Origin of the sequence: Streptomyces sp. NPDC051105, from assembly GCF_040682795.1 — a bacterium.
Lineage (GTDB): Bacteria > Actinomycetota > Actinomycetes > Streptomycetales > Streptomycetaceae > Streptomyces.
This window is the reverse complement of the sequence record NZ_JBFBBR010000002.1, coordinates 35,946-55,173: the sequence shown is the minus strand read 5'-3', so window position 1 is coordinate 55,173 and position 19,228 is coordinate 35,946. Positions and strand designations below refer to the sequence as shown.

Here is a 19,228-nt window from a genome sequence, read left to right as displayed (position 1 = left end):
CCTTCGTGACGTCGGGAGGTGTCAGCCGTTCACCGGGCCGCGCGCGGAGCGGGCCGCCCTGGCGAGGTCCAGGTCGTCGCTCTCGGCGGCGGCTCGGTCCTGGACGCGGCCAAGGACATCCCTCGCGGACGCGGTGACCGCCAACGCCCCGCGGCAGCCGACCGAGGAGCAGATCCTCGGGCTCCTGGAGGCGGTGTACCAGGGGGTTCCGGAGCGGTCGCGACAGCCGGACAGGGCCGTCACCACCGCACGTGCAGGCTGGGTGGCTTGCGGAACACCAGTCCGTACGGCGCGGCGGGCCGTTCCGGGTCGAGGCGCAGTCCGGGGAGGCGTTCGAGCAGGCGCTGGAGGGCGATGCGGGTCTCCAGGCGGGCCAGGTGGGCGGCGAGGCAGTGGTGCGGGCCGTGGGCGAAGGCCAGTTGGAGGCGGGCGTTGCCCCGGCGGACGTCGAAACGGTCCGGGTCGGGGAAGACCGCCGGGTCACGGTTGGCGCCGGTCAGGGAGACGGTGACCAGGTCGCCGCGACGGACGGCGGCCGGGCCGAGGACGACGTCCCGGGTGGCGTAGCGGTCCACCACCGCCGCGCCGGGCTCCAGGCGCAGCGACTCCTCGACCGCGCCGTCCAGCAGGCTCGGATCGGCCCGGACCAGGGCGAGTTGGCCGGGGTCCGCCAGCAGGTGAAGCAGCGCGTTGGTGATCATCGCCTCGGTGGTCTCGATGCCGCCGAACATCAGGACCGCCGCGTTGGACGCCACTTCGGGCGGTGTCAGCCGTCCGGCGGCGGAGACGAGGAGCGAGGACGCGTGCCGGTCGGCGACCGTGGCCTCGACGGCTGCCCGCAGCTCCGCGTAGGCGGCGGAACCCGCCGGACCCGCTTCCAGTCCTTCGGTGATGTCGGAGACGGACCGTACGATCGCGTCGTACCAGGCAAGCACCGTGTCCGTGGTCGCCCCGACCAGTCCGAGCGCCTCGGTGACGACGGCGACGGCGAGCGGTCCGGCGAAGGTCCGGCGCAGTTCGGTGGCGCCCGACGGTCCCAGTGCGGTGATGAGGCGGTCGGTCTCCCGCTCGATGAACGCGGCGAACCCGTCGTGCACCTCGCGGGGCCGGAAGGGAGCGGCGAAGGGCTCGCGGTGGCGGGTGTGCGCGGCGCCGTCCAGGGAGAGCATGCTGGGGCCGACGACCTGGGCGGTGGAGAAGCGGGGGTCGTCGACGGTGAAGGTGGCGGAATCCCGCATCACGTCGAGCGCGAGGTCGCGGCGGGTGACCAGCCAGCCGTTCAACTCGGGCAGCCAGGACACCGGTTCGTGGGCGCGCAGCCGTGCCAGGCGCGGGTGCGGATCGCGGGCGAGTTCGGCGAGCGTGGTCGAGGCGCCGATCGGGAACGCGTCGGTGGTGCTCATCGCGTGGTCCGGCCGGGGAGAGGGATTCACCTTCCCACCTAAGCATGGCGCCCCGCCGCCCGGTTCGCCGCCCCGGGACATGACGAACCGCCGGTACAGATCAGTCGTCTTCGACCGACACGGCCACCGGCGTCCCGGCCTCGATCGTGCGGCTGACGGTGCACAGCCGATCGTGCGAGACGGCGACCGCCCGGGGCAGGATGGCGCGGGCGCGATCGCCCGACGGGCCGTCCGGGAAGGTGACGGAGAAGGCGACCGCGAGGTCCGTCATCCGGTTGCCGCCCTCGTCGCCGACCTTGTGGCCCCTGACGGTGACGGTGAAGGCGGCCGGCTCGATGTGGCGGCTGGTGGCGACGTCGACGTCGGCCGCGGTGCAGCCGCCGATCGCCGCGAGCAGGAGTTCCACCGGGGTGAACTCCGTGCCGTCGCCGGTGCCGAAGGCGATCGTGCCGCCGCGTGCGTTCGTCGCGGTGAAGCGGCCGGTGCCGGTGCGCTCGACCGTGACCAGGCGCAGGGAGTCTTCGCTCATACCGACGAACCTATGGCAGCCCGGCCGTCAGTGCAGGATGTTCACGGCCCGCGCCACCACCAGCACCACGGTCACCAGGGAGACGGAGGACTGCAGCATCATCAGCATCTTGGCCCAGCGCGACAACGGCATCACGTCGGTCGGGCTGAAGGCGGTGGAGTTGGTGAAGGACAGGTACAGGTAGTCGATGAAGGTCGGCTCCCAGTCCCGCGGCGCGGTCTCGGGGCTCTGCATCTGCACGAAGAGAAAGTCCGCGTACTGGTGGTGGCCCTCGACCCGCGCCATCGGTCCGCCGCGGTCCCACTCCCAGTACCAGAGCGCGAAGACGATGACGTTCGTCAGCCAGATGCCGCCACCGGTCAGCAGCAGCGGTCCGGCGTCCTCGCCCTCGGTGCCGTTCACCAGCCCCGCCACCAGCCGGACCGCCGCCCAGCCGTTGGCGAGGCTGATCACACACGTCAGGACCAGACCCAGCACGCGCAGCCACCGGGTACGGGGCTCCACCCGCCGGGGGTTGCCGGCGATCAGGCCGGCCAGCAGCGAAAGTTCGAGGGTCGGCAGGGCCCAGAACGGCTGGAGGGCGAGCCGGTGGGGCAGCGCCAGCTGGAGCACGACGGCCACCAGGATCACGGCGGTCACGGCCCACCGTGGCTCGCCCCGGGTGGCCCTGCGCCACGCGGGTACCACTTCGCGCTCGCCGTCAGCCAGCAGCCGTTCGATCCTGGCCAGCCGGTTCTCGGCATCGCCCATGCGGTCGTTCATGGCGACGATTGTTCCCGAGACCGCTTGCCGGCCGGACGCCCGGCATCGGGGGCCTCCCCCGGCCCCGGAGCCGCCGGACCCATCGGACTCGCCGGACCCGCCGGACCCATCGGACTCGCCGGGACCGCCGGACTCGCCGGACCCGTCGGACCCATCGGACTCGCCGGGACCGCCGGACCCATCGGACTCGCCGGGACCGCCGGACTCGCCGGACTCGCCGGACCCGTCGGACTCGCCGGACCCGCCGGACCCGCCGGGAGCAGGGGCTGGGCTCGGGCGATGAGCAGAGCGACGTCGTCCTCGCCGCCGGGCGGTCGCAGCGTCTCCAGGATGCGTTCGCAGGTCTCTTCGAGATCGCGGCCGCGGGTCGCGGTGAGGGCGTCGAGCAGGGCGTCCAGGCGGGCGTCGATGGGTTCGCTGCGGGTCTCGACCAGGCCGTCGGTGTACAGGACCAGTTCGTCGCCGGGCCGGAAGGCGATGGTGGCGGCCTCGAAGGGCACCCCGCCGACACCCAGCGGTACGCCGGCCGGCAGGTCGAGCAGCCGTGCCGGGTGGCCGGCCCGCAGCAGGGCCGGGGGCAGGTGGCCGGCGAGACACATCCGGCACTCGCCCCGGTGCGGGTCGCAGACGCAGTAGAGGCAGGTGGTGATGGCCTGCTCGCCCCCTTCGGTGAGGTGGTCGAGGTGGTAGAGGGCCTCGTCCGGGGCGAGGTCGAGTTCGGCGAAGGCGCGGGCGGCGCTGCGGAGTTGCCCCATGGTGGCGGCCGCGTTGATGCCGCTGCCCATGACGTCCCCGACGACCAGGGCGGTCTTGTCGCCCCGCAGGGGTATGGCGTCGTACCAGTCGCCGCCGATCTCGCTCGTGGCGCCGGCGGGCTGGTAGCGGCAGGCCACCTCCAGGCCCGGCAGGTGCGTCGCGAGCTGCGGCAGCAGACTGCGCTGGAGGGTGAGGGCCGCATGGCGCTGGGCCTGGTAGCCACGGGCGTTGTCGATGCAGACCGCGGCCCGGGCGGCCAGTTCACAGGCGAGGAACACATCGTCGTCGTCGAAGGGCGCGGGGTTGTTCCGGGTGCGGGCGAGGGCCAGGGCGCCGAGGACCTCGCCCCGGGCCGGCAGCGGTACGGCCAGGTAGGAGTGGACACCGACCGCCGCGAGGAGGGCGGCGGCCGCGTCGTTGCGGGCGATGCGCTCCAGGTCCCGACGCGTGGTGCGGGGCAGCAGGACCGGTTGGCGGGTGCGCACGCACTGGGTGATCAGGCGGTCGCTGTCATAGGTGGCGAGTTTCCCCGGCGGGTCGGCCACGCAGGCCGCCTCGCCGGCGTGGAACGCGCTGACGGCGAGGGTGCGGAAGCACGCCGGGCCGTCGTGCGGGGCGGTCCGGCCGTCGAGCGCGCTGTCGAGCACGTCCACGGCGGCCACGTCGGCCAGGTCCGGTATGACGACGTCGGCCAGCTCGCATGCTGTCGTCTCCAGATCGAGGGTGGTGCCCACGGAGGCGGAGGCCCGGGCGATCAGTGCAAGCCGTTGCCGGGCGTCGGCCGCCTCGGCGGCCGCCGTATGGCGTTCGGTGACGTCGATGACGGAGTAGGCCAGACCCAGCACCCGCCCGCCGGAATCCTCCAGCCGGTAGTACGAGACGGACCAGGCGTGGTCGTGGTCCGGGTCGCCGGGCGGACGGCAGACGATGTCCCGGTCGACGACCGACTCGCCCGTCTCCAGGACCCGGCGCAGCCGCGCCTCGGGGTCCGTGTCCAGGTAGGTCAGGATCTCGCCGACCGGTCGGCCGAGACGGTCGGCGCCGGTCTGACCCGTGATGCGTTCCAGGGCGGGATTGACGGCGAGGTACCGGAGGTCCGCGTCCAGGATGGCCAGGCCGACCGGGGACTGGGACACCAGCCGCATGGCCAGGGCGGCATCCCGTTCGACCCGCTCCACCGCGGCCTGGTCGGCGGCGAGGCCCAGGGCGTAGAAGCCGCCGAGGTCGTCCAGCAGCCTCATGTTGCGGAACTCCACCAGGCGGGTGCTGCCGTCCTTGTGCCGGACCGGAAAGACCCCGGCCCAGTCCTGGCCGGATTCCATGACCTGCGTGAACAGCTTGATGACCTCGTCCCGGTGCTCCTCGTGGACCATCAGCCGGGCCGCGTACTGCCCCAGCGCCTCCGCCGCGCTGTGGCCGAACAGTTCCTCGGCCTTCGGGCTCCAGAGGACCACCTGGCCCTCCGCGTTCAGCACCACCGCGGCCACGCTGAGCAGATCCAGCAAGCCACCGGGCGGCGCGGCGGAACCCGCCGCCGGCCGGCCGGCGGCTGCTCGGGAGGAGTCCGTCGTGCCCATCCCTCATCTTCCCTCCCGCCCGGTGCCCTGGCTCGTGCGGCATCGGCGGGCGTGCTGTCTTCATCCATGGTCGCCCCAGACCCGGGCGGCCCACATCTGGGCCTGTCCGCGCGAGCCGCCGTGCGAAGCTGGAGCCGATCACAGGCGCCACTTCCCCCTGCGTCCCGCCCGGGGAGCGGAGAACGGTGAGTACCGATGACCTCGAAGTCCGCCGCTGCCCCCGATCCCCCCGGGTCCGATCCCCCCGGGTCCGATCCCCCCGGGTCCGATCCCTGTGGGTCCGGACCAGCCGTCACCGGCAACGGGCCGGCCGTCTCCCGTCGGGAGTTCGACGCGCTCTTCGAGGCGGTCCGCACCTGGGGTCGCTGGGACCCGCCCGACCGCGGTGCCTGGAACCGGGTGACCGCCGACCGGGCACGGCGGGCCACGACGGGAGTGCGGTCCGGGGTGGTCGTCCCGTTGGCGCTGCCGTGGAACACCCGGCCGGGCCCGGACAACCGCAGGCCCGCGCTGCACCACATGACCGACCTCGGTGAGGCGGAGAGCCCGGAGCCCACCGCCCACAAGGACTTCATCGGCGCCGACTACCACGGCAAAGGCGTCACGCATCTCGACGCCCTGTGCCATATCGCCTACCGGGGGCAGCTCTACGACGGCCGGACGGCGGCCGACGTCGTCGGCACCGCGGGCGCCCGCTTCGGAGCGGTGTCGGCGCTCGGGCCCCTCGTCACCCGGGGTGTGCTCCTCGACCTGCCCGCCGTCCTCGGGACCCGCTGGCTGGAGCCGGGACGAGCGGTGCACGCGCAGGACGTCACCGACGCGGAGCGGGCGCTCGGGGTGACGATCGGCGAGGGTGACGCGGTGCTGCTGCGGTCCGGGCACGTCCGCCGCCGTACGGAGCTGGGCGCCTGGGACCCGGACACCGCGAGCGCGGGCTTCCACGTGGACGCCGTACCGCTGCTGGCGGAGCGCGGCATCGCGCTGCTCGGGGGTGACGGCGACAGCGATGTACGGCCCTCGCCCGTCGAAGGGGTGCACTCGCCGGTGCATGCCCTGGCCCTGGCCGCGATGGGTGTCCCGCTGCTGGACAACCTCGACCTGGAAGCCCTCTCGGCCGCCACCGCGGAGGCCGGGCGATACGAGTTCCTGCTGGTCGTGGCGCCGCTGAACATCCCGGGCGGGACGGGCTCGCCCGTCAACCCGGTGGCGGTCCTGTGACGACCGGCCAACGGCTTGCGCCTGGCGGAAGCGCCTCCCCGTGACTCCCACCCTTAATGTCCGTATTGTTATAAAAGCCGGATCATTCTACGGAGAGTGGACTATCGCGAGTGAGGCGAAGCGTGGTGCTGATCGGCGGGGCACCGACGCCCACGGGGCGTGCGACGGGCGACGCAGGACCCGCGCGTTCGCGTGAGCGTTTCCTGGGGGGCGAACCCGGCGCAGCGGACGTGCGCACCTCGATCCTGAACTCGTGGCAGCGCTGCCGGTCCCTGGGCCTCTCGGCGGATCGCTCCGACCTCCCCTTCCGGGATGATTTCGAGCGGGACGCCCGGATCGTCCGCGCGGCCGTGCCGGTGGTGGACCGGCTGCAGTACAGGTTCGCCGGCAGCCGGCTGAACATCGCTGTCGCCGATGCGAACGGCACCGTCCTGCTGCGCCGTTTCGGCGAGGCGTCCCTGGCCAGGAGCCTCCCGGCGATCCAGTGCGTGCCGGGGTTCGTGTTCGCCGAACAGGTCGCCGGCACGAACGGCATCGGTCTGGCACTGGCGGAGCGGCAGCTCATCCAGGTCTATGGCGCCGAGCACTTCGCCGAGCGGGGCCAGACGAGCGCCTGCCGTGCGCTCCCGGTCCGCGACCCGCTCAGCGGACGTATCGAGGGTGTGCTCTGCTTCGGCTATCCACGCTCCTTCGACGACCCCAGACTGGCCACCGTGATCCGCAAGGCGGCGCGCGCCATCGAACGGCGGCTGCTGAAGCAGAGTTCCGCACGCGAGCGGGCGCTGCTGCGGGCCTACGTGGAGACCGAGGCGGAGGCCGCCATCGGCCGTCACCACACCATCGGGCTGGACGAACTGGCCCTCGGACAGCACCCGCGGGACCGTGCGATCCTCATGGAGCGGGCCACCGAGCTGCTCTCCCGCGCGCAGCGGGCCGCTCTCCACGTCCGCCTGTCCGACGGCCGGCGTGTCACGCTGCTCAGCCGTCCGATGACGAGTGCCACCGGGGTCGAGGGCGTGGCCATCGAGGCCGTCCTGCCCGGCCCCGCACCACGGGACCCCCTCGTCGCCCCGTGGCAGTTCGACGAGCTGACCGACTTCCCCGCCGAGCCCGCCTCCCCCGGCATCGTGCTGCCTCCCGGGGCCGTCACCGCACCCGGCCGGGTCGCCTCGGGCGGCAGGGGCGTCACGGTCGTGGCGGCGCAGGCCGGTCGCCGTGCTCCCGCGCCCCCGTCGAGAGGACTGCTCCTGGTGGGGGAGCCGGAGGTCGGACGGTACGCCCTCGCCGCACGGCACCGGCTGGAGTTGCTGTCCGAGGCCAGTACCCGCATAGGCACCACCCTGGACGTGCGCCGCACCGCCCAGGAACTGGCCCGGACGGCGGTGCCGCGACTCGCCGACTACGTCACGATCGACCTGCCCGAGGCCGTACTGCGCGGCGAGGAGTCCGCCGACCCGCACGCCGACCTGCGCCGTACGGTGGTCCACGGCATCCGCGACGACTGCCCCTTCCATCCGGTCGGCAAGCAGGTCGACTACGGCCCGACCACTCCGCAGCTGCGCTGCCTGACCGGCGGTGAGCCGGTGCTGGAACCGGATCTGGAGGCCGCCGCGGGCTGGCTCGCCCACGACCCCGAGCACACCGCGGAACTGCTCGCCCACGTCCACTCCCTGATCGCGGTCCCGCTGGTGGCCCGCGGTGTCGTCCTGGGCATCGCCGCCTTCTACCGGGGACAGGACCCCGCGCCCTTCGGCGACGACGACCGTTCACTGGCCCAGGAACTCGCCGCCCGCGCCGCCCTGTCCATCGACAACGCCCGGCGCTACACCCGCGAACGCACCATGGTCCTGGCCCTCCAGCGCAGCCTGCTCCCCCAGGGCCTGCCCGACCAGGACGCCGTCGAGGTCGCCCACCGCTATCTGCCGGCCGAGTCCGACGTGGGCGGCGACTGGTACGACGTCATCCCCCTCTCCGGGACCCGGGTCGGCCTCATGGTCGGGGACGTCGTCGGTCACGGCATGCTCTCCGCCGCCACCATGGGCCGGCTGCGCACCGCCGCCCGCAGCTTCGCCGAACTCGACTTCCCGCCGGACGAAGTCCTCACCCACCTCGACAACCTGGTGGGACGGCTGGACCGGGAAGACTTCGCCGCCGAGGCGGACATCCTCGGTGCGACCTGCCTGTACGCCATCTACGACCCGACCACCCAGCGGTGCACCATGGCCCGTGCCGGACATCCTCCGCCCGCGCTGGTCCGCCCCGACGGCACGGTGTCCTTCCCCGAGCTGCCCGCCGGGCCTCCGCTCGGCCTTGGCGGCCTGCCCTTCGAAGCCGTCGACGTCGACCTCCCCGAGGGCAGCCGGCTGGTCCTCTACACCGACGGCCTCGTCGAGGACCGGTACCGCGACGTCGACGTGGCCCTCGGCCGGCTGCGCGAGGTCCTGGCGCAGCCGGGGCGCACACCGGAGGAGACCTGCCAGGTGATCCTGAACAGCGTGGCGCCCGTCCACCCGGGTGACGACATCGCCCTGCTCGTCGCCCGCACCCGCGCCCTGCCCCCCGACCGGATCGCCGTCTGGGACCTGGAACCCGACCCGTCTCTCGTCGGCGAGGTCCGGGCCGACGCCATGCGGCAGCTGGCGGACTGGGGACTCGGCGAAGCCGCGTTCGCCGCGGAACTGATGCTGAGCGAGCTGGTCACCAACGCCATCCGCCACGGTTCCGGCCCCATCCGGGTACGGCTGCTGTTCGACCGGGGGCTGATCTGCGAGGTCTCCGACACCAGCGACACCGCCCCGCATCTGCGCCGGGCAGCCAGCACCGACGAGGGCGGCAGGGGCCTGTTCCTCGTCGCCCAGCTGGCACAGAGCTGGGGGACGCGCTATCTGCCCCAGGGCAAGGTCATCTGGGCCGAGTGCGGCCTCGGGGGCGACTGAGACCCGCCGACGCCACTGACCCGTTGGTGTCACACAGCGCGACAGGTGCCCGAAATAATGCAGAAAGTCGCATTAGGATCGCTGGTGACCGTCGGGAAGAACTCGCCAGGCCGACCCTCGGAGATGTCCCGTGCACGACCCTCCCGACACCTCTGCGCACCCGCTGGTCCGTATCCGCGGACTCACCAAGCGGTTCGGCGGGACCCTCGCGCTGGACGGGGTCGACCTCGACGTCCACGCGGGCAGCGTCCTCGCCCTCCTCGGTCCCAACGGAGCCGGGAAGTCGACCCTCATCAAGGTGCTCGCCGGCATCCACCGCGCCGAGGCGGGACAGGTCACGGTGGCCGGGCACCCGCTCGGCAGCCGCGCCGCCTCCGGCGCCATGTCCTTCATCCACCAGGACCTCGGTCTGGTGGAGTGGATGACGGTGGCCGAGAACATCGCCCTGAGCACCGGATACCCGCGCCGCGCCGGACTGATCTCGTGGCGCCGCACCCGGGAGCGGTGCGCCGACGCCCTGGGGACCGTCGCCGGACACCTGGACCCCGCCGCGCCGGTCTCCCGGCTCTCCCCCGCCGAGCGGTCGCTGGTCGCCATCGCCCGGGCCCTGGCCGCCCGGGCGGGCCTCATCGTCCTCGACGAGCCGACCGCCCGGCTGCCCGCCGCGGACTGCGCCCGGCTCTTCCGCGTCCTGCACACCCTGCGCGACCAGGGGCACGGCCTGCTCTACGTCACCCACCGGCTGGACGAGGTGCACGAGGTCGCCGACGCCTTCGCCGTCCTGCGCGACGGCCGGCTCGTGAGCCACGGCGACCTGGCGGGCCACAGCCCCGCCCGTCTGGTGCGGGACATCGTCGGCGCGGAACTCACCCGCTATCGCCCCGCCACCGTCCCCGCGACCGGCCCGGCCGTCCTCACCCTCGACGGCGTACGGACCGCCGGCGCGGGACCGGTCGGCCTGGACCTCCGGGCCGGCGAGGTCCTCGGCCTGGTCGGCCTCTCCGGCGCCGGGCACGTGGAAGTGGGCCGGGCCCTGGCCGGTGCCCGGCCCCTCCTCGACGGCCGGGTGCTGCTCGGCGGCCGGCCGTACCACCCCCGCACGGTCGCCGACGCCGTCCGTCTCGGGGTCGGCCTGGTACCCGGCGACAGACAGCGGGAGGGCTGCGCCGCCGCACTGACCGTGCGGGAGAACCTCCTGGCCAATCCGCGCGCCGCGGGCGTGCCGGCGCTGCACTGGATGGCCCCCCGCCGGGAACGCGCGGTGGCCGCCGGCCTGATCGAACGGTTCTCGGTGCGCCCCCGGGACGGCGAGGCCCCGATCGGCACGCTGTCCGGCGGGAACCAGCAGAAGGTCATGATCGGCCGCTGGCACCCGGTGGGCCTGCGTCTGCTGATCCTGGAGGAGCCGACCGCGAGCGTGGACGTCGGGGCCAAGTCCGCCGTCTACCGTCTGCTCGACGAGGCACTGGCCGCCGGCCTCGCGGTGCTGCTCGTCGCCACGGACTTCGAGGAGGTCGTGGCGGTGTGCCGGCGGGCCCTGGTGTTCGTCCGCGGGTCCGTGACGGCCGAGCTGAGCGGTCCGGCCCTCACGGTCGCCGGACTCACCCGGGCGGCCTCGGCCAGACCTCCCGCCGGAACCGCGACGCCCTCATGACCGCGCCGCCCAGGTCCCCGTCCCGGCCGCGCCCAGGCCCCGCCGGACACCACGTCGGCGCCTACGGCCTGCTCGTCCTCACCGTGCTGCTCTTCCTGGTCTTCTCGCTCACGCTGCCCCGCACCTTTCCCACGCGGGACACGGTGGACTCGATCCTGTTCAACCAGTCGATCCCGGCCGTCCTCGCGCTGGCCGCCACGGTCCCCATCGTGACCGGTGCGTTCGACCTCTCCCTCGGCTACGGCCTCGGCCTGGCGCACGTGATGGCGATGCACCTCGTGGTCGACGAGCGGTGGCCCTGGCCGTGGGCCTGCCTGGTGGTGGTCGCCGGAGGGGCGGTCGTGGGCGTCCTCAACGGTGTCGTGGTCGAGTTCGGCCGGATCGACTCCTTCATCGCCACCCTCGGGACCGGCAGCATGATGTACGCCGTGACCGGCTGGATCACCGACGGCGGCCGGATCGTCCCCGGTCCGCGGGGACTCCCCGGCGCCTTCACCGATCTCTACAACTCCAGGTTCCTCGGGCTTCCGGTTCCCGCCTTCTACGTGCTGGCCCTCGCCGTCGTCCTCTGGCTGGTGCTGGAGCGGCTGCCCCTCGGACGCTACCTCTACGTCGTCGGCTCGAACCCGCGCGCGGCGGAGCTCGTCGGCATCCCGACCCGCAGGTACATCGTCTACGCGTTCGCCGCATCGGGGTTGCTGGTCGGTTTCGCCGGTGTGCTGCTCGCGGCCCAGCAGCAGATCGGCAATCCCAGTGTCGGCCTCGACTATCTGCTGCCCGCCTTCGCCGGTGCCCTCCTCGGCGCCACCGCGATCAGGCCCGGCCGCCCCAACGCCCTGGGCACGCTGGTCGCCGTCGCCGTACTCGCGGTCGGCCTCACCGGTATCGCCCAGCTGGGCGCGGACTTCTGGACGATCCCGCTGTTCTACGGCGGCACGCTGCTGCTCGCCGTCGGGCTGGCCGGCTACTCCGCCCGCCGGCTGCGCACCGGGACGGACGCGTCCGCCGTACCCCGCGAACCGCACCCCTCGGCCCGGGACGGTGACACGGCGGGCCCCACGCCATGAGTCCCCCGCGTCGTTCTCCTCCGCCTTCTCCTCCGCCTTCTCCTCCGCGAGGAGTCCCCGTGCACCGCAGCCGCCAGGCCTCTCCCGCTCGCATCATCTCCTTCGCCCTGCTGGCGGCGGCGACCGCCCTCGCGGGCTGCGAACGCGGCCAGCCGGACGGCCCCGCCGCCTCCGCAACCGGCCCGAGCGGCTGCTCCGCGGCCCAGGCACGGGCCCAGGCCGCCGTCACCCGGGCGGAGCGGACCGACGTCCCCTGGAACGGGCCGACCAGCGGCCCCACGGCGGTGTCCGGCAAGACGATCGTCTTCGTCGCGCAGACCATGACCAACCCCGGAGTCGCGGGCGTCGCGAAGGGTCTGCGGGAGGCCGCGAAGGTCATCGGGTGGAACGTCCGGGTGATCGACGGCGAGGGCACCCCCGCCGGTATCCAGGCGGCGCTGAGCGAGGCCGTGGCCCTCCGGCCCCCGGGCATCGTCATCGGCGGCTTCGACCCCAACTCGACCTCGCAGCAGGTCCAGATGGCCAACGCGGCGGGCATCCCCCTCATCGGCTGGCACGCGGTCACCTCCCCCGGCCCCAGTGCGAAGCCCAAGCTCTTCACCAACGTCACCACCGACGTCGGCCAAGTCGCCGCGATCAGCGCGCAGTGGGTCATCGCGCACTCCCGGGGCAACGCCGGGGTCGTCCTCTTCACCGACGCCTCGATCCCGTTCGCCCACCACAAGTCCGAGCTGATCAGGAAGGGGCTGGCCGCCTGTGCGGGCGTGCGGCTGCTGGCGTACGAGAACATCCCGATCCCGGACGCGAGCAGCCGTACCGCCAGAGAGGTCTCCACCCTCCTCGCCCGCTTCGGAAGCCGGTGGAGCTACTCCGTCGCGATCAACGACCTGTACTTCGCCGACGCCGCCCCCGCCTTCCGCGCGGCCGGCGAGAAGGGCGCAGGCCCGCCCTTCAACATCGGCGCAGGCGACGGCGACCCGTCCGCCTTCCAGCGCATCAACGGCGACCAGTACCAGGCGGCCACCGTCCCCGAGCCGCTGTCGCTGCAGGGCTGGCAGATCGCCGACGAGTTCAATCGCGCCTTCTCCGGCCGTCCGGCCAGCGGCTACGTCGCACCTGTGCACGTCTCCACGGCGGCCAACAGCGCCGGGGCCTCGGCCTGGGACCCGTCGGGCTACCGGCAGGCGTACCGGAAGATCTGGGGCAGGTGACAGCCGCGCAACGCCTTCGTCGGCGGATGCGTCCTTCTCCTCGCCGTGGACGCAGGGGTACTTCGCCTTCCGCTCCTGGACGGGTGTCCCGGCGGGAACGTACACGGCCTCGCCGGCGCCGCCGAATGCGTCCCGGTCCTCGCGGCCTACGGCCGGACGCTCGATGACCTCGGCGAGGGTGCCCGGCCGGCTGCCGGGCTCGCCAGCACGCCCCACTCCGCCGTGCCCCGGTGAATCGGTGTCTCCGAACCGGTCAGTGGTGTGCCCGTGCCGCCCCGCCGCATCGCGACGATCTCCGCCGCGATGGACAGCGCCGTCTCCTCGGGCGTACAGGCGCCGAGGTCGAGGCCGATGGGCGACCGGAGCCGGGCCAACTCCGCATCATCCAGGCCGACTTCACGCAGCCTGCGCTCCCGGTCGGCGTGCGTGTGGCGGGAGCCCATCGCGCCGACGTAGGCGACCCGCATCCGTAGGGCCGCCTCCAGCAGGGGTACGTCGAACTTGGCGTCGTGGGTCAGCACGCACAGGACCGTGCGCGCGTCGGTCTCCGTACTCAGGAGGTAGCGGTCCGGCCAGTCGACCACGACCTCGTCCGCATCGGGGAAACGGGCCCGGGTGGCGAAGACGGGGCGGGCGTCGCACACGGTCACGCGGTAGCCGAGGAGCTTTCCGGCCCGCACGAGTGCGGCGGCGAAGTCGATCGCCCCGAAGACGATCATGCGGGGTGGTGGGACACGGGTCTCGATGAACAGGGTGAGGCCGCCGGGGCAGTGGGTGCCGTCCTCCGAGATGTCGAGGATGCGGGTGCCTCCGGCGGTCAGCGTGGCCAGAGCCTCGGCGGTGATGTGATCCACGGGGAAGGCCGTGGATACGCCGCGGGTCCGTGGCGGCCTGTCGCGCCCGCGCGGCGGAGCCGCACAGGGCACCGCGCCGTGCCCCGGGGTGGGTGCGTGCACAGGCGTGCCGAGAAGTTCGGCCGGCCCACGGATCACCCTGGCCAGTGCCGTCGGCTCCCCCCGGGCCGCGGACGCCAGCGCCGCCTCGTACAGCTCTCTGTCCGGTGCGTCCCGCGTCACCGGAGTGACCAGGATCCGGATCACTCCACCGCACGTCAGGCCCACCGCGAAAGCGTCCTCGTCGCTGTAGCCGAATGTCTCGAGGACCGGCTCGCCGTCATCGAGGACCTGTACGCACAGGTCGTACACCGCCCCCTCCACGCATCCACCGGAGACCGAGCCGATCGCCGTGCCCGCGCTGTCGACCGCGAGTGCGGCGCCGGGAGGGCGCGGCGCGCTGCCGCTGACGGACACCACCGTGGCGACGGCGAAGTCGCGGCCCTCCCCGGCCCACTTGCTCAACTCCGCGGCGAGGTCAAGCATCTCGGCCTGCCTGCAGGACGCGGTTGGGGCGGATGGGCAGGCTGCGATGGCGTACGCCGGTCGCGTGCCAGACCGCGTTGCCGACCGCCGCCGCGGCGCCCACGATGCCGATCTCGCCGATGCCCTTGATGACGAGGGGGTCGTCCTCGTCCGGGTCCTCGGCCAGCCAGTCCGCCTCGACGAGGGGGACGTCGGCGTTGGCCGCGAAGTGGTAGCCGGCGAGGTCGGCGCCGATGTGGGCGCCCGAAGCCCGGTCCCGGACCGCCTCCTCGTGCAGGGCCATGGAGATGCCCCAGATCATGCCGCCGACGAACTGGTTGCGGGCGGTCAGCGGGTTGATGATCCGGCCCGCCGCGAAAATGCCGAGCATCCGGCGGACCCGCACCTCGCCGGTGGTGACGTCGACGGCGGCTTCGGCGAAGTGGGCGCCGTAGGAGTGCCGTTCCTTCTGCGGGAGTGCGGCGATGGCCTCCGCTGTGTTCGAGCGGACGGTGATGCCCCCCGGAGGGATGCCGCCGCCCAGGGCGAGCCGCTCGCGCAGTTCGTCGGCCGCCGCGGTGACCGCCCAGGACCAGGAGCTGGTGCCCATCGAGCCGCCCGCGATCATGGCCGGCCCGAAGTCGCTGTCCCCGATCAGGACCTGGACGCGGTCCGGCGTCACCTCCAGCGCGTCGGCGGCGATCAACGTGAGGGCCGTACGTGCGCCGGTGCCGAGGTCCGCCGCGGAGATGCGGACGGTGAAGCCGCCGTCGGCCTCCGCGGTCACGGCCGCCGTGGACGGAACGGCCCCGGCGTGGAAGGTCGCCGCCGCCGTTCCGGTGCCGAGCAGCCAGCGGCCGTCGCGCCGCAGGCCGGGACGTGGATCGCGGTCCGCCCAGCCGAACCGTCGGGCGCCCTCCCGGAAGCAGGCGATCAGTCCGCGGCCGGCGAAGGGCAGCCCGGAGACGGGCCCGGTCCCGGGCTCGTTGCGGGCGCGCAGGTCGATCGGGTCGACGCCGCACTTCTCGGCCAGCTCGTCGAGCGCCGACTCCAGCGCGAACGACCCCGGTGCCTCGCCCGGCGCGCGCATCCAGGTCGGGGTCGGCACGTCGAGCCGTACGATCCGGTGGGCCGTGTGGTGGGCCGGGGCGTCGTACAGCACCCGGGCCGGCGTGGCGCTGGGTTCCAGGAACTCGTGCACCGTCGAGGAGAGGTTCAGCGACTGGTGCTCCAGTGCGCGCAGCCGTCCGTCGGGGTCGGCGCCGAGCCTGACGCGCTGTGCCGTGGGACTGCGGTAGCCGACCAGGGAGAACATCTGACGGCGGGTCAGGACGACGCGGACGGGCCGGCGCAGGAGGGTCGCGGCCATGACGGCGGCCACCTGGTGGGCGCGGACGCCCTTGGACCCGAAGCCGCCGCCGATGTGTTCGGAGCGTACGCGCACGGAGTCCGGGTCGAGCGAGAACAGGTTCGCGAGTTCGCCCCTCACCCAGATGGCGCCCTGGTTGGAGTCGACGACCTCGAGGCGGCCGCCGTCCCAGTGGGCGGTCGCCGCGTGCGGCTCCATCGGGTTGTGGTGTTCCTCGGGCGTGGTGTACTCGGCGTCCACGACGACGGCGGAGCGGGCGAGTTCGGCCTCCAGGTCGCCCTTCGCGGTCACGGCCGCGGCGTGGGGCACGTCCGCCACGACGTACGCGTCCGGGCGTCCGCCGCCGAACGCGATGTCGTGCGGCTCCCGGTCATAGTGCACCACGAGCGCCTCCGCGGCCTCCCTGGCCTGCTCGGAGGTCTCGGCGACGACCAGCGCCACGGGCCAGCCCGCGTGCGGCACCCGGTCGTGCTGGAAGAGCGCGACGGACGGGTCGGGCTTGTTCCCCATGATCCCGGCGTAGTCGGTTTCCAGGTGCGGGGCGTTCCCGTGGTGCAGGACGGTGAGGACGCCGGGCATGGCCAGGACGGCGTCGGCCTCCACGGCGCGGACGCGGCCGCGGGCGACCGTGGACAACACCAGCCAGCCATGGGCGAGTTCGGCGAAGGGGATCTCTCCCGCGTACCGGGCGGCGCCGGTGACCTTGTCCCGCCCCTCCACGCGGGTGTGCGCCGTGCCGACGGAGCCCTTCAGGGGGGTGACGGTGGTCATCGGGCCGCCTCCTCCGCGAGTTCGGTCAGCACGGCCACCACGAGGTTGCGCATCAGGGTCACCTTGTATCCGTTGTGCGGCAGGGGCCGGGCCGCGGCCAGTTCGGCGTCCGCGGCGGCGGCGAAGGCGCGGGCATCGGCCGGCGCGCCCTTGAGCACCCGCTCGGCCCGCAGGGGCCGCCAAGGCCGCGACGCGACCGCTCCGAGCGCGAGCCGCACCTCGCGTACCGCTCCCGCCTCGACGTCCAGCGCGGCGGCGACCGACCCGATCGCGAACGCGTACGAGGCCCGCTCCCGCACCTTCCGGTAGCGGGAGACGACCGGCGCGGGCGGCAGGGTGACACTGGTGATCAGCGCGCCCTGCGGCAGGGCGGTCTCCCGGTGCGGGCTGTCACCGACCGGCGGATAGAACTCGGCCAGCGGCGTCTCGCCGGGCCCGTCGGCCGTTTCGTACGACACGACGGCGTCGAAGGCGGTGAGCGCCACGGCCATGTCCGACGGGTGTACGGCCACGCAGTGGTCGGAGGCGCCGAGGATCGCGGCGTTGTGGTGCTCGCCCGCGATGGCGGGGCAACCGCTGCCGGGGGTGCGCTTGTTGCACGGCTGGGTCACGTCGGCGAAGTAGCCGCAGCGGGTGCGCTGGAGCAGGTTCCCGCCGACCGTGGCCATGTTGCGCAGTTGGCCCGAGGCGCCGGCCAGCACCGCCTGCGTCAACGCCGGGTAACGGCGTCGCACTTCGGGGTGGGCGGCGAGGTCGCTGTTGGTGACGGTAGCCCCGATCCGCAGGCCGCCGTCGGGCGTCGACTCGATGCGGTCCAGGGGCAGTTCACGTATGTCGACGAGCCGGGCGGGCCGCTCGACGCCGGTCTTCATGAGGTCGACGAGGTTGGTGCCGCCGCCGAGGAACCTCGCGTCGGGATCGGCGTCGAGCACCGCGACCGCGCCGGAGACGTCGCGCGCACGCTGATAGCCGAACTCCCTCATGCCGCCGCCTCCGTGGTCTCCGTCTGGGCCGCTGCCGCCTGGGCGACCGCCTGGACGATCGACACATACGCACCGCAGCGGCACAGGTTGCCGCTCATCCGCTCGCGGATCTCCTCGGCGGTCAGGGGCGGCGGCCCCGCCTCGGGCCGTACGTCGCCGGTGACGGCGCTCGGCCAGCCGGCCGCGTGCTCCTCGATCACCGCGACGGCCGAGCAGATCTGGCCAGGTGTGCAGTAACCGCACTGGTAGCCGTCGAGGTCGAGGAAGGCCTGCTGCACAGGGTGCAGCCGATCGCCGTCGGCCAGGCCTTCGACGGTGGTGATCTCCCGCCCCTCGACGGCCACCGCCAGCTGCAGACAGGCCACGGCCCGGCGGCCGTCGACCAGAACCGTGCAGGCCCCGCACTGCCCCTGGTCGCAGCCCTTCTTGGTACCGGTGAGACCAAGCCGCTCGCGCAGGGCGTCGAGGAGGGTGGTGCGATGGTCGACGGACAGGGAGTGTTTCTCGCCGTTGATGTTCAGGGTGACGGCGCTGTGCGTCGAGGGACCGGCTGGAGTCATGATCAGCCTTCTTTCGCAGATCCGGAACGCGCCGAGAAGGCGGTCCGGCACGCAGGCGTATTGGAGAATCGGGGTGCACCGGGAGACAAAGAAGCAGTTCAGTACGTGGCTGGATCAGCTCGGCCAGGGCTATCATGGATCCAACCGGACAGCTGTCCGTTACCAGGGAACGTACCGGACAGCTGTCCGCTTAGCAAGGCCGGGCCCCTCCGCGAGCCCGCGAGGAGGGCACGAGTGCCGGAGAAGAAGGACGCACCGCTGCGCTCCGACGCGCAGCGCAACCGCGAACGCATCCTGGAAGTGGCCCTGGCCGAACTGACCCGCTGCGCCGACGCCCCGCTGAGTACGATCGCCAAGAAGGCGGGGGTGGGCCAGGGAACGTTCTACCGCAACTTCCCCAACCGCGAGGCGCTCGTCCTGGAGATCTACCGCCACGAGATGCAGCAGGTCGCCGACTACGCGACCCACCTGCTCGAGACCCGGGAGCCCGACCGGGCCCTGCGTGAGTGGATGGACCGGCTCGCCCGGTTCGCCATGGCCAAGGCCGGTCTGGCCGACGCGATCCGCCAGGTCACGGGCACGGCGGCGAAGCCCGAGTACACGCCGGTGACCGCCGCGTCCGAACTCCTGCTCCGCGCCGCCGAGAAGGCGGGTACCATCCGCCCCGGCGTCACCGCGGACGACTTCTTCCTCGCCATCGTCGGCCTGTTCACGATCGATCCGCAGGGCGACTGGGAAACGCGAGCCGCCCGCCTCTTCGACCTGGTCATGGACGGACTGCGGGCGGGAGCACCCGGAGCGCAGGCCGACTGAACAGACGCGAGCCTCTGCGGCCACCGCAATGTGCGCACGCGCGAGCAAGGTGCCGGCGTACGCGGCGCCGACGCACAGCAGCTCCTGCGCAGGATCAAGCACACGCTGGACCCGCACGGCACCCTCGCACCCGGCCACTACGGACCGGTGCCGGAGAACCGAACTCCCGGTGCGGCAGGGGCCTTCATTTCTGGCGGCGGACCTCGACGAGGAGCGCCTGCGCCGGGTTGGGGGTGGGCATCGGCAGACCGGCGGTGGCCA

15 protein-coding genes are annotated in these 19,228 nt (G+C 73.2%); 6 read left to right on the top strand and 9 right to left on the bottom strand.

Annotated features, from left to right (window positions below):
- Nucleotides 1–21 precede the first annotated feature (21 nt).
- The 5 genes from AB0N16_RS04245 to AB0N16_RS04225 all read right to left on the bottom strand — a co-directional run bounded on the left by AB0N16_RS04245 (nucleotide 22) and on the right by AB0N16_RS04225 (nucleotide 5,027).
- Nucleotides 22–243: a hypothetical protein gene (locus AB0N16_RS04245; protein ID WP_365792895.1), complete on the bottom strand. Its 222-nt coding sequence runs from the start codon at nucleotides 241–243 to the stop codon at nucleotides 22–24.
- Nucleotides 240–1,403 carry a cytochrome P450 gene (locus tag AB0N16_RS04240; protein ID WP_365792893.1) on the bottom strand — a complete coding sequence of 388 codons (1,164 nt, stop codon included), beginning with the start codon at nucleotides 1,401–1,403 and terminating at the stop codon, nucleotides 240–242. The genes AB0N16_RS04245 and AB0N16_RS04240 overlap by 4 nt, the downstream gene beginning before the upstream one ends.
- Nucleotides 1,404–1,503: 100 nt before the next feature.
- Complete coding sequence (locus tag AB0N16_RS04235) at nucleotides 1,504–1,932, bottom strand: OsmC family protein (protein WP_365792891.1); 429 nt, start codon at nucleotides 1,930–1,932, stop codon at nucleotides 1,504–1,506.
- A 27-nt stretch (nucleotides 1,933–1,959) separates the two neighbouring features.
- A complete protein-coding gene (locus tag AB0N16_RS04230; RefSeq protein WP_365792889.1) occupies nucleotides 1,960–2,694 on the bottom strand; it encodes a hypothetical protein in 735 nt (244 codons plus the stop codon).
- Entirely contained in the window at nucleotides 2,691–5,027 is a 2,337-nt protein-coding gene (locus AB0N16_RS04225) for a SpoIIE family protein phosphatase (protein ID WP_365792887.1), read from the bottom strand. The genes AB0N16_RS04230 and AB0N16_RS04225 overlap by 4 nt, the downstream gene beginning before the upstream one ends.
- Before the next feature lie 195 nt (nucleotides 5,028–5,222).
- On the opposite strand from AB0N16_RS04225, the gene AB0N16_RS04220 reads away from it, so the two are divergent.
- From AB0N16_RS04220 to AB0N16_RS04200, 5 genes are all read left to right on the top strand, one after another.
- Nucleotides 5,223–6,245: a cyclase family protein gene (locus AB0N16_RS04220; protein WP_365792885.1), complete on the top strand. Its 1,023-nt coding sequence runs from the start codon at nucleotides 5,223–5,225 to the stop codon at nucleotides 6,243–6,245.
- A 131-nt stretch (nucleotides 6,246–6,376) separates the two neighbouring features.
- The gene (locus AB0N16_RS04215) at nucleotides 6,377–9,181 is read left to right on the top strand and encodes a SpoIIE family protein phosphatase (RefSeq protein WP_365794009.1); all 2,805 of its coding nucleotides are present in this window, start codon (nucleotides 6,377–6,379) and stop codon (nucleotides 9,179–9,181) included.
- A gap of 130 nt (nucleotides 9,182–9,311) precedes the next feature.
- Nucleotides 9,312–10,835 carry a sugar ABC transporter ATP-binding protein gene (locus tag AB0N16_RS04210; RefSeq protein WP_365792883.1) on the top strand — a complete coding sequence of 508 codons (1,524 nt, stop codon included), beginning with the start codon at nucleotides 9,312–9,314 and terminating at the stop codon, nucleotides 10,833–10,835.
- A complete protein-coding gene (locus tag AB0N16_RS04205; protein WP_365792881.1) occupies nucleotides 10,832–11,902 on the top strand; it encodes an ABC transporter permease in 1,071 nt (356 codons plus the stop codon). The genes AB0N16_RS04210 and AB0N16_RS04205 overlap by 4 nt, the downstream gene beginning before the upstream one ends.
- Nucleotides 11,903–11,961: 59 nt before the next feature.
- Nucleotides 11,962–13,113 carry a substrate-binding domain-containing protein gene (locus AB0N16_RS04200; RefSeq protein WP_365792879.1) on the top strand — a complete coding sequence of 384 codons (1,152 nt, stop codon included), beginning with the start codon at nucleotides 11,962–11,964 and terminating at the stop codon, nucleotides 13,111–13,113.
- A 146-nt stretch (nucleotides 13,114–13,259) separates the two neighbouring features.
- Here AB0N16_RS04200 and AB0N16_RS04195 read toward each other — a convergent pair whose 3' ends face one another.
- Genes AB0N16_RS04195 through AB0N16_RS04180 form a run of 4 tightly spaced genes read right to left on the bottom strand, consistent with a single transcriptional unit; the run spans nucleotide 13,260 to nucleotide 18,154 of the window.
- A complete protein-coding gene (locus tag AB0N16_RS04195; RefSeq protein WP_365792877.1) occupies nucleotides 13,260–14,492 on the bottom strand; it encodes an XdhC/CoxI family protein in 1,233 nt (410 codons plus the stop codon).
- A complete protein-coding gene (locus tag AB0N16_RS04190) occupies nucleotides 14,485–16,611 on the bottom strand; it encodes a xanthine dehydrogenase family protein molybdopterin-binding subunit (RefSeq protein ID WP_365792875.1) in 2,127 nt (708 codons plus the stop codon). Before AB0N16_RS04190 ends, AB0N16_RS04195 begins: the two co-directional genes overlap by 8 nt.
- Nucleotides 16,608–17,594: a xanthine dehydrogenase family protein subunit M gene (locus AB0N16_RS04185; RefSeq protein ID WP_365792873.1), complete on the bottom strand. Its 987-nt coding sequence runs from the start codon at nucleotides 17,592–17,594 to the stop codon at nucleotides 16,608–16,610. Before AB0N16_RS04185 ends, AB0N16_RS04190 begins: the two co-directional genes overlap by 4 nt.
- Nucleotides 17,591–18,154 carry a 2Fe-2S iron-sulfur cluster-binding protein gene (locus tag AB0N16_RS04180; protein WP_365792871.1) on the bottom strand — a complete coding sequence of 188 codons (564 nt, stop codon included), beginning with the start codon at nucleotides 18,152–18,154 and terminating at the stop codon, nucleotides 17,591–17,593. The genes AB0N16_RS04185 and AB0N16_RS04180 overlap by 4 nt, the downstream gene beginning before the upstream one ends.
- 234 nt (nucleotides 18,155–18,388) lie before the next feature.
- On the opposite strand from AB0N16_RS04180, the gene AB0N16_RS04175 reads away from it, so the two are divergent.
- Nucleotides 18,389–18,967 carry a TetR/AcrR family transcriptional regulator gene (locus tag AB0N16_RS04175; protein WP_365792869.1) on the top strand — a complete coding sequence of 193 codons (579 nt, stop codon included), beginning with the start codon at nucleotides 18,389–18,391 and terminating at the stop codon, nucleotides 18,965–18,967.
- The last annotated feature ends 261 nt before the right edge of the window (nucleotides 18,968–19,228 follow it).

Excerpts from the sequence above, each read along its gene's own strand:
- AB0N16_RS04205 (WP_365792881.1), top strand. The coding sequence starts at position 10,832 with ATGACCGCGCCGCCCAGGTCCCCGTCCCGGCCGCGCCCAGGCCCCGCC.
- AB0N16_RS04225 (WP_365792887.1), bottom strand. The coding sequence starts at position 5,027 with ATGGGCACGACGGACTCCTCCCGAGCAGCCGCCGGCCGGCCGGCGGCG.
- AB0N16_RS04195 (WP_365792877.1), bottom strand. The coding sequence starts at position 14,492 with ATGCTTGACCTCGCCGCGGAGTTGAGCAAGTGGGCCGGGGAGGGCCGC.
- AB0N16_RS04230 (WP_365792889.1), bottom strand. The coding sequence starts at position 2,694 with ATGAACGACCGCATGGGCGATGCCGAGAACCGGCTGGCCAGGATCGAA.
- AB0N16_RS04190 (WP_365792875.1), bottom strand. The coding sequence starts at position 16,611 with ATGACCACCGTCACCCCCCTGAAGGGCTCCGTCGGCACGGCGCACACC.
- AB0N16_RS04240 (WP_365792893.1), bottom strand. The coding sequence starts at position 1,403 with ATGAGCACCACCGACGCGTTCCCGATCGGCGCCTCGACCACGCTCGCC.
- AB0N16_RS04180 (WP_365792871.1), bottom strand. The coding sequence starts at position 18,154 with ATGACTCCAGCCGGTCCCTCGACGCACAGCGCCGTCACCCTGAACATC.
- AB0N16_RS04185 (WP_365792873.1), bottom strand. The coding sequence starts at position 17,594 with ATGAGGGAGTTCGGCTATCAGCGTGCGCGCGACGTCTCCGGCGCGGTC.
- AB0N16_RS04220 (WP_365792885.1), top strand. The coding sequence starts at position 5,223 with ATGACCTCGAAGTCCGCCGCTGCCCCCGATCCCCCCGGGTCCGATCCC.
- AB0N16_RS04235 (WP_365792891.1), bottom strand. The coding sequence starts at position 1,932 with ATGAGCGAAGACTCCCTGCGCCTGGTCACGGTCGAGCGCACCGGCACC.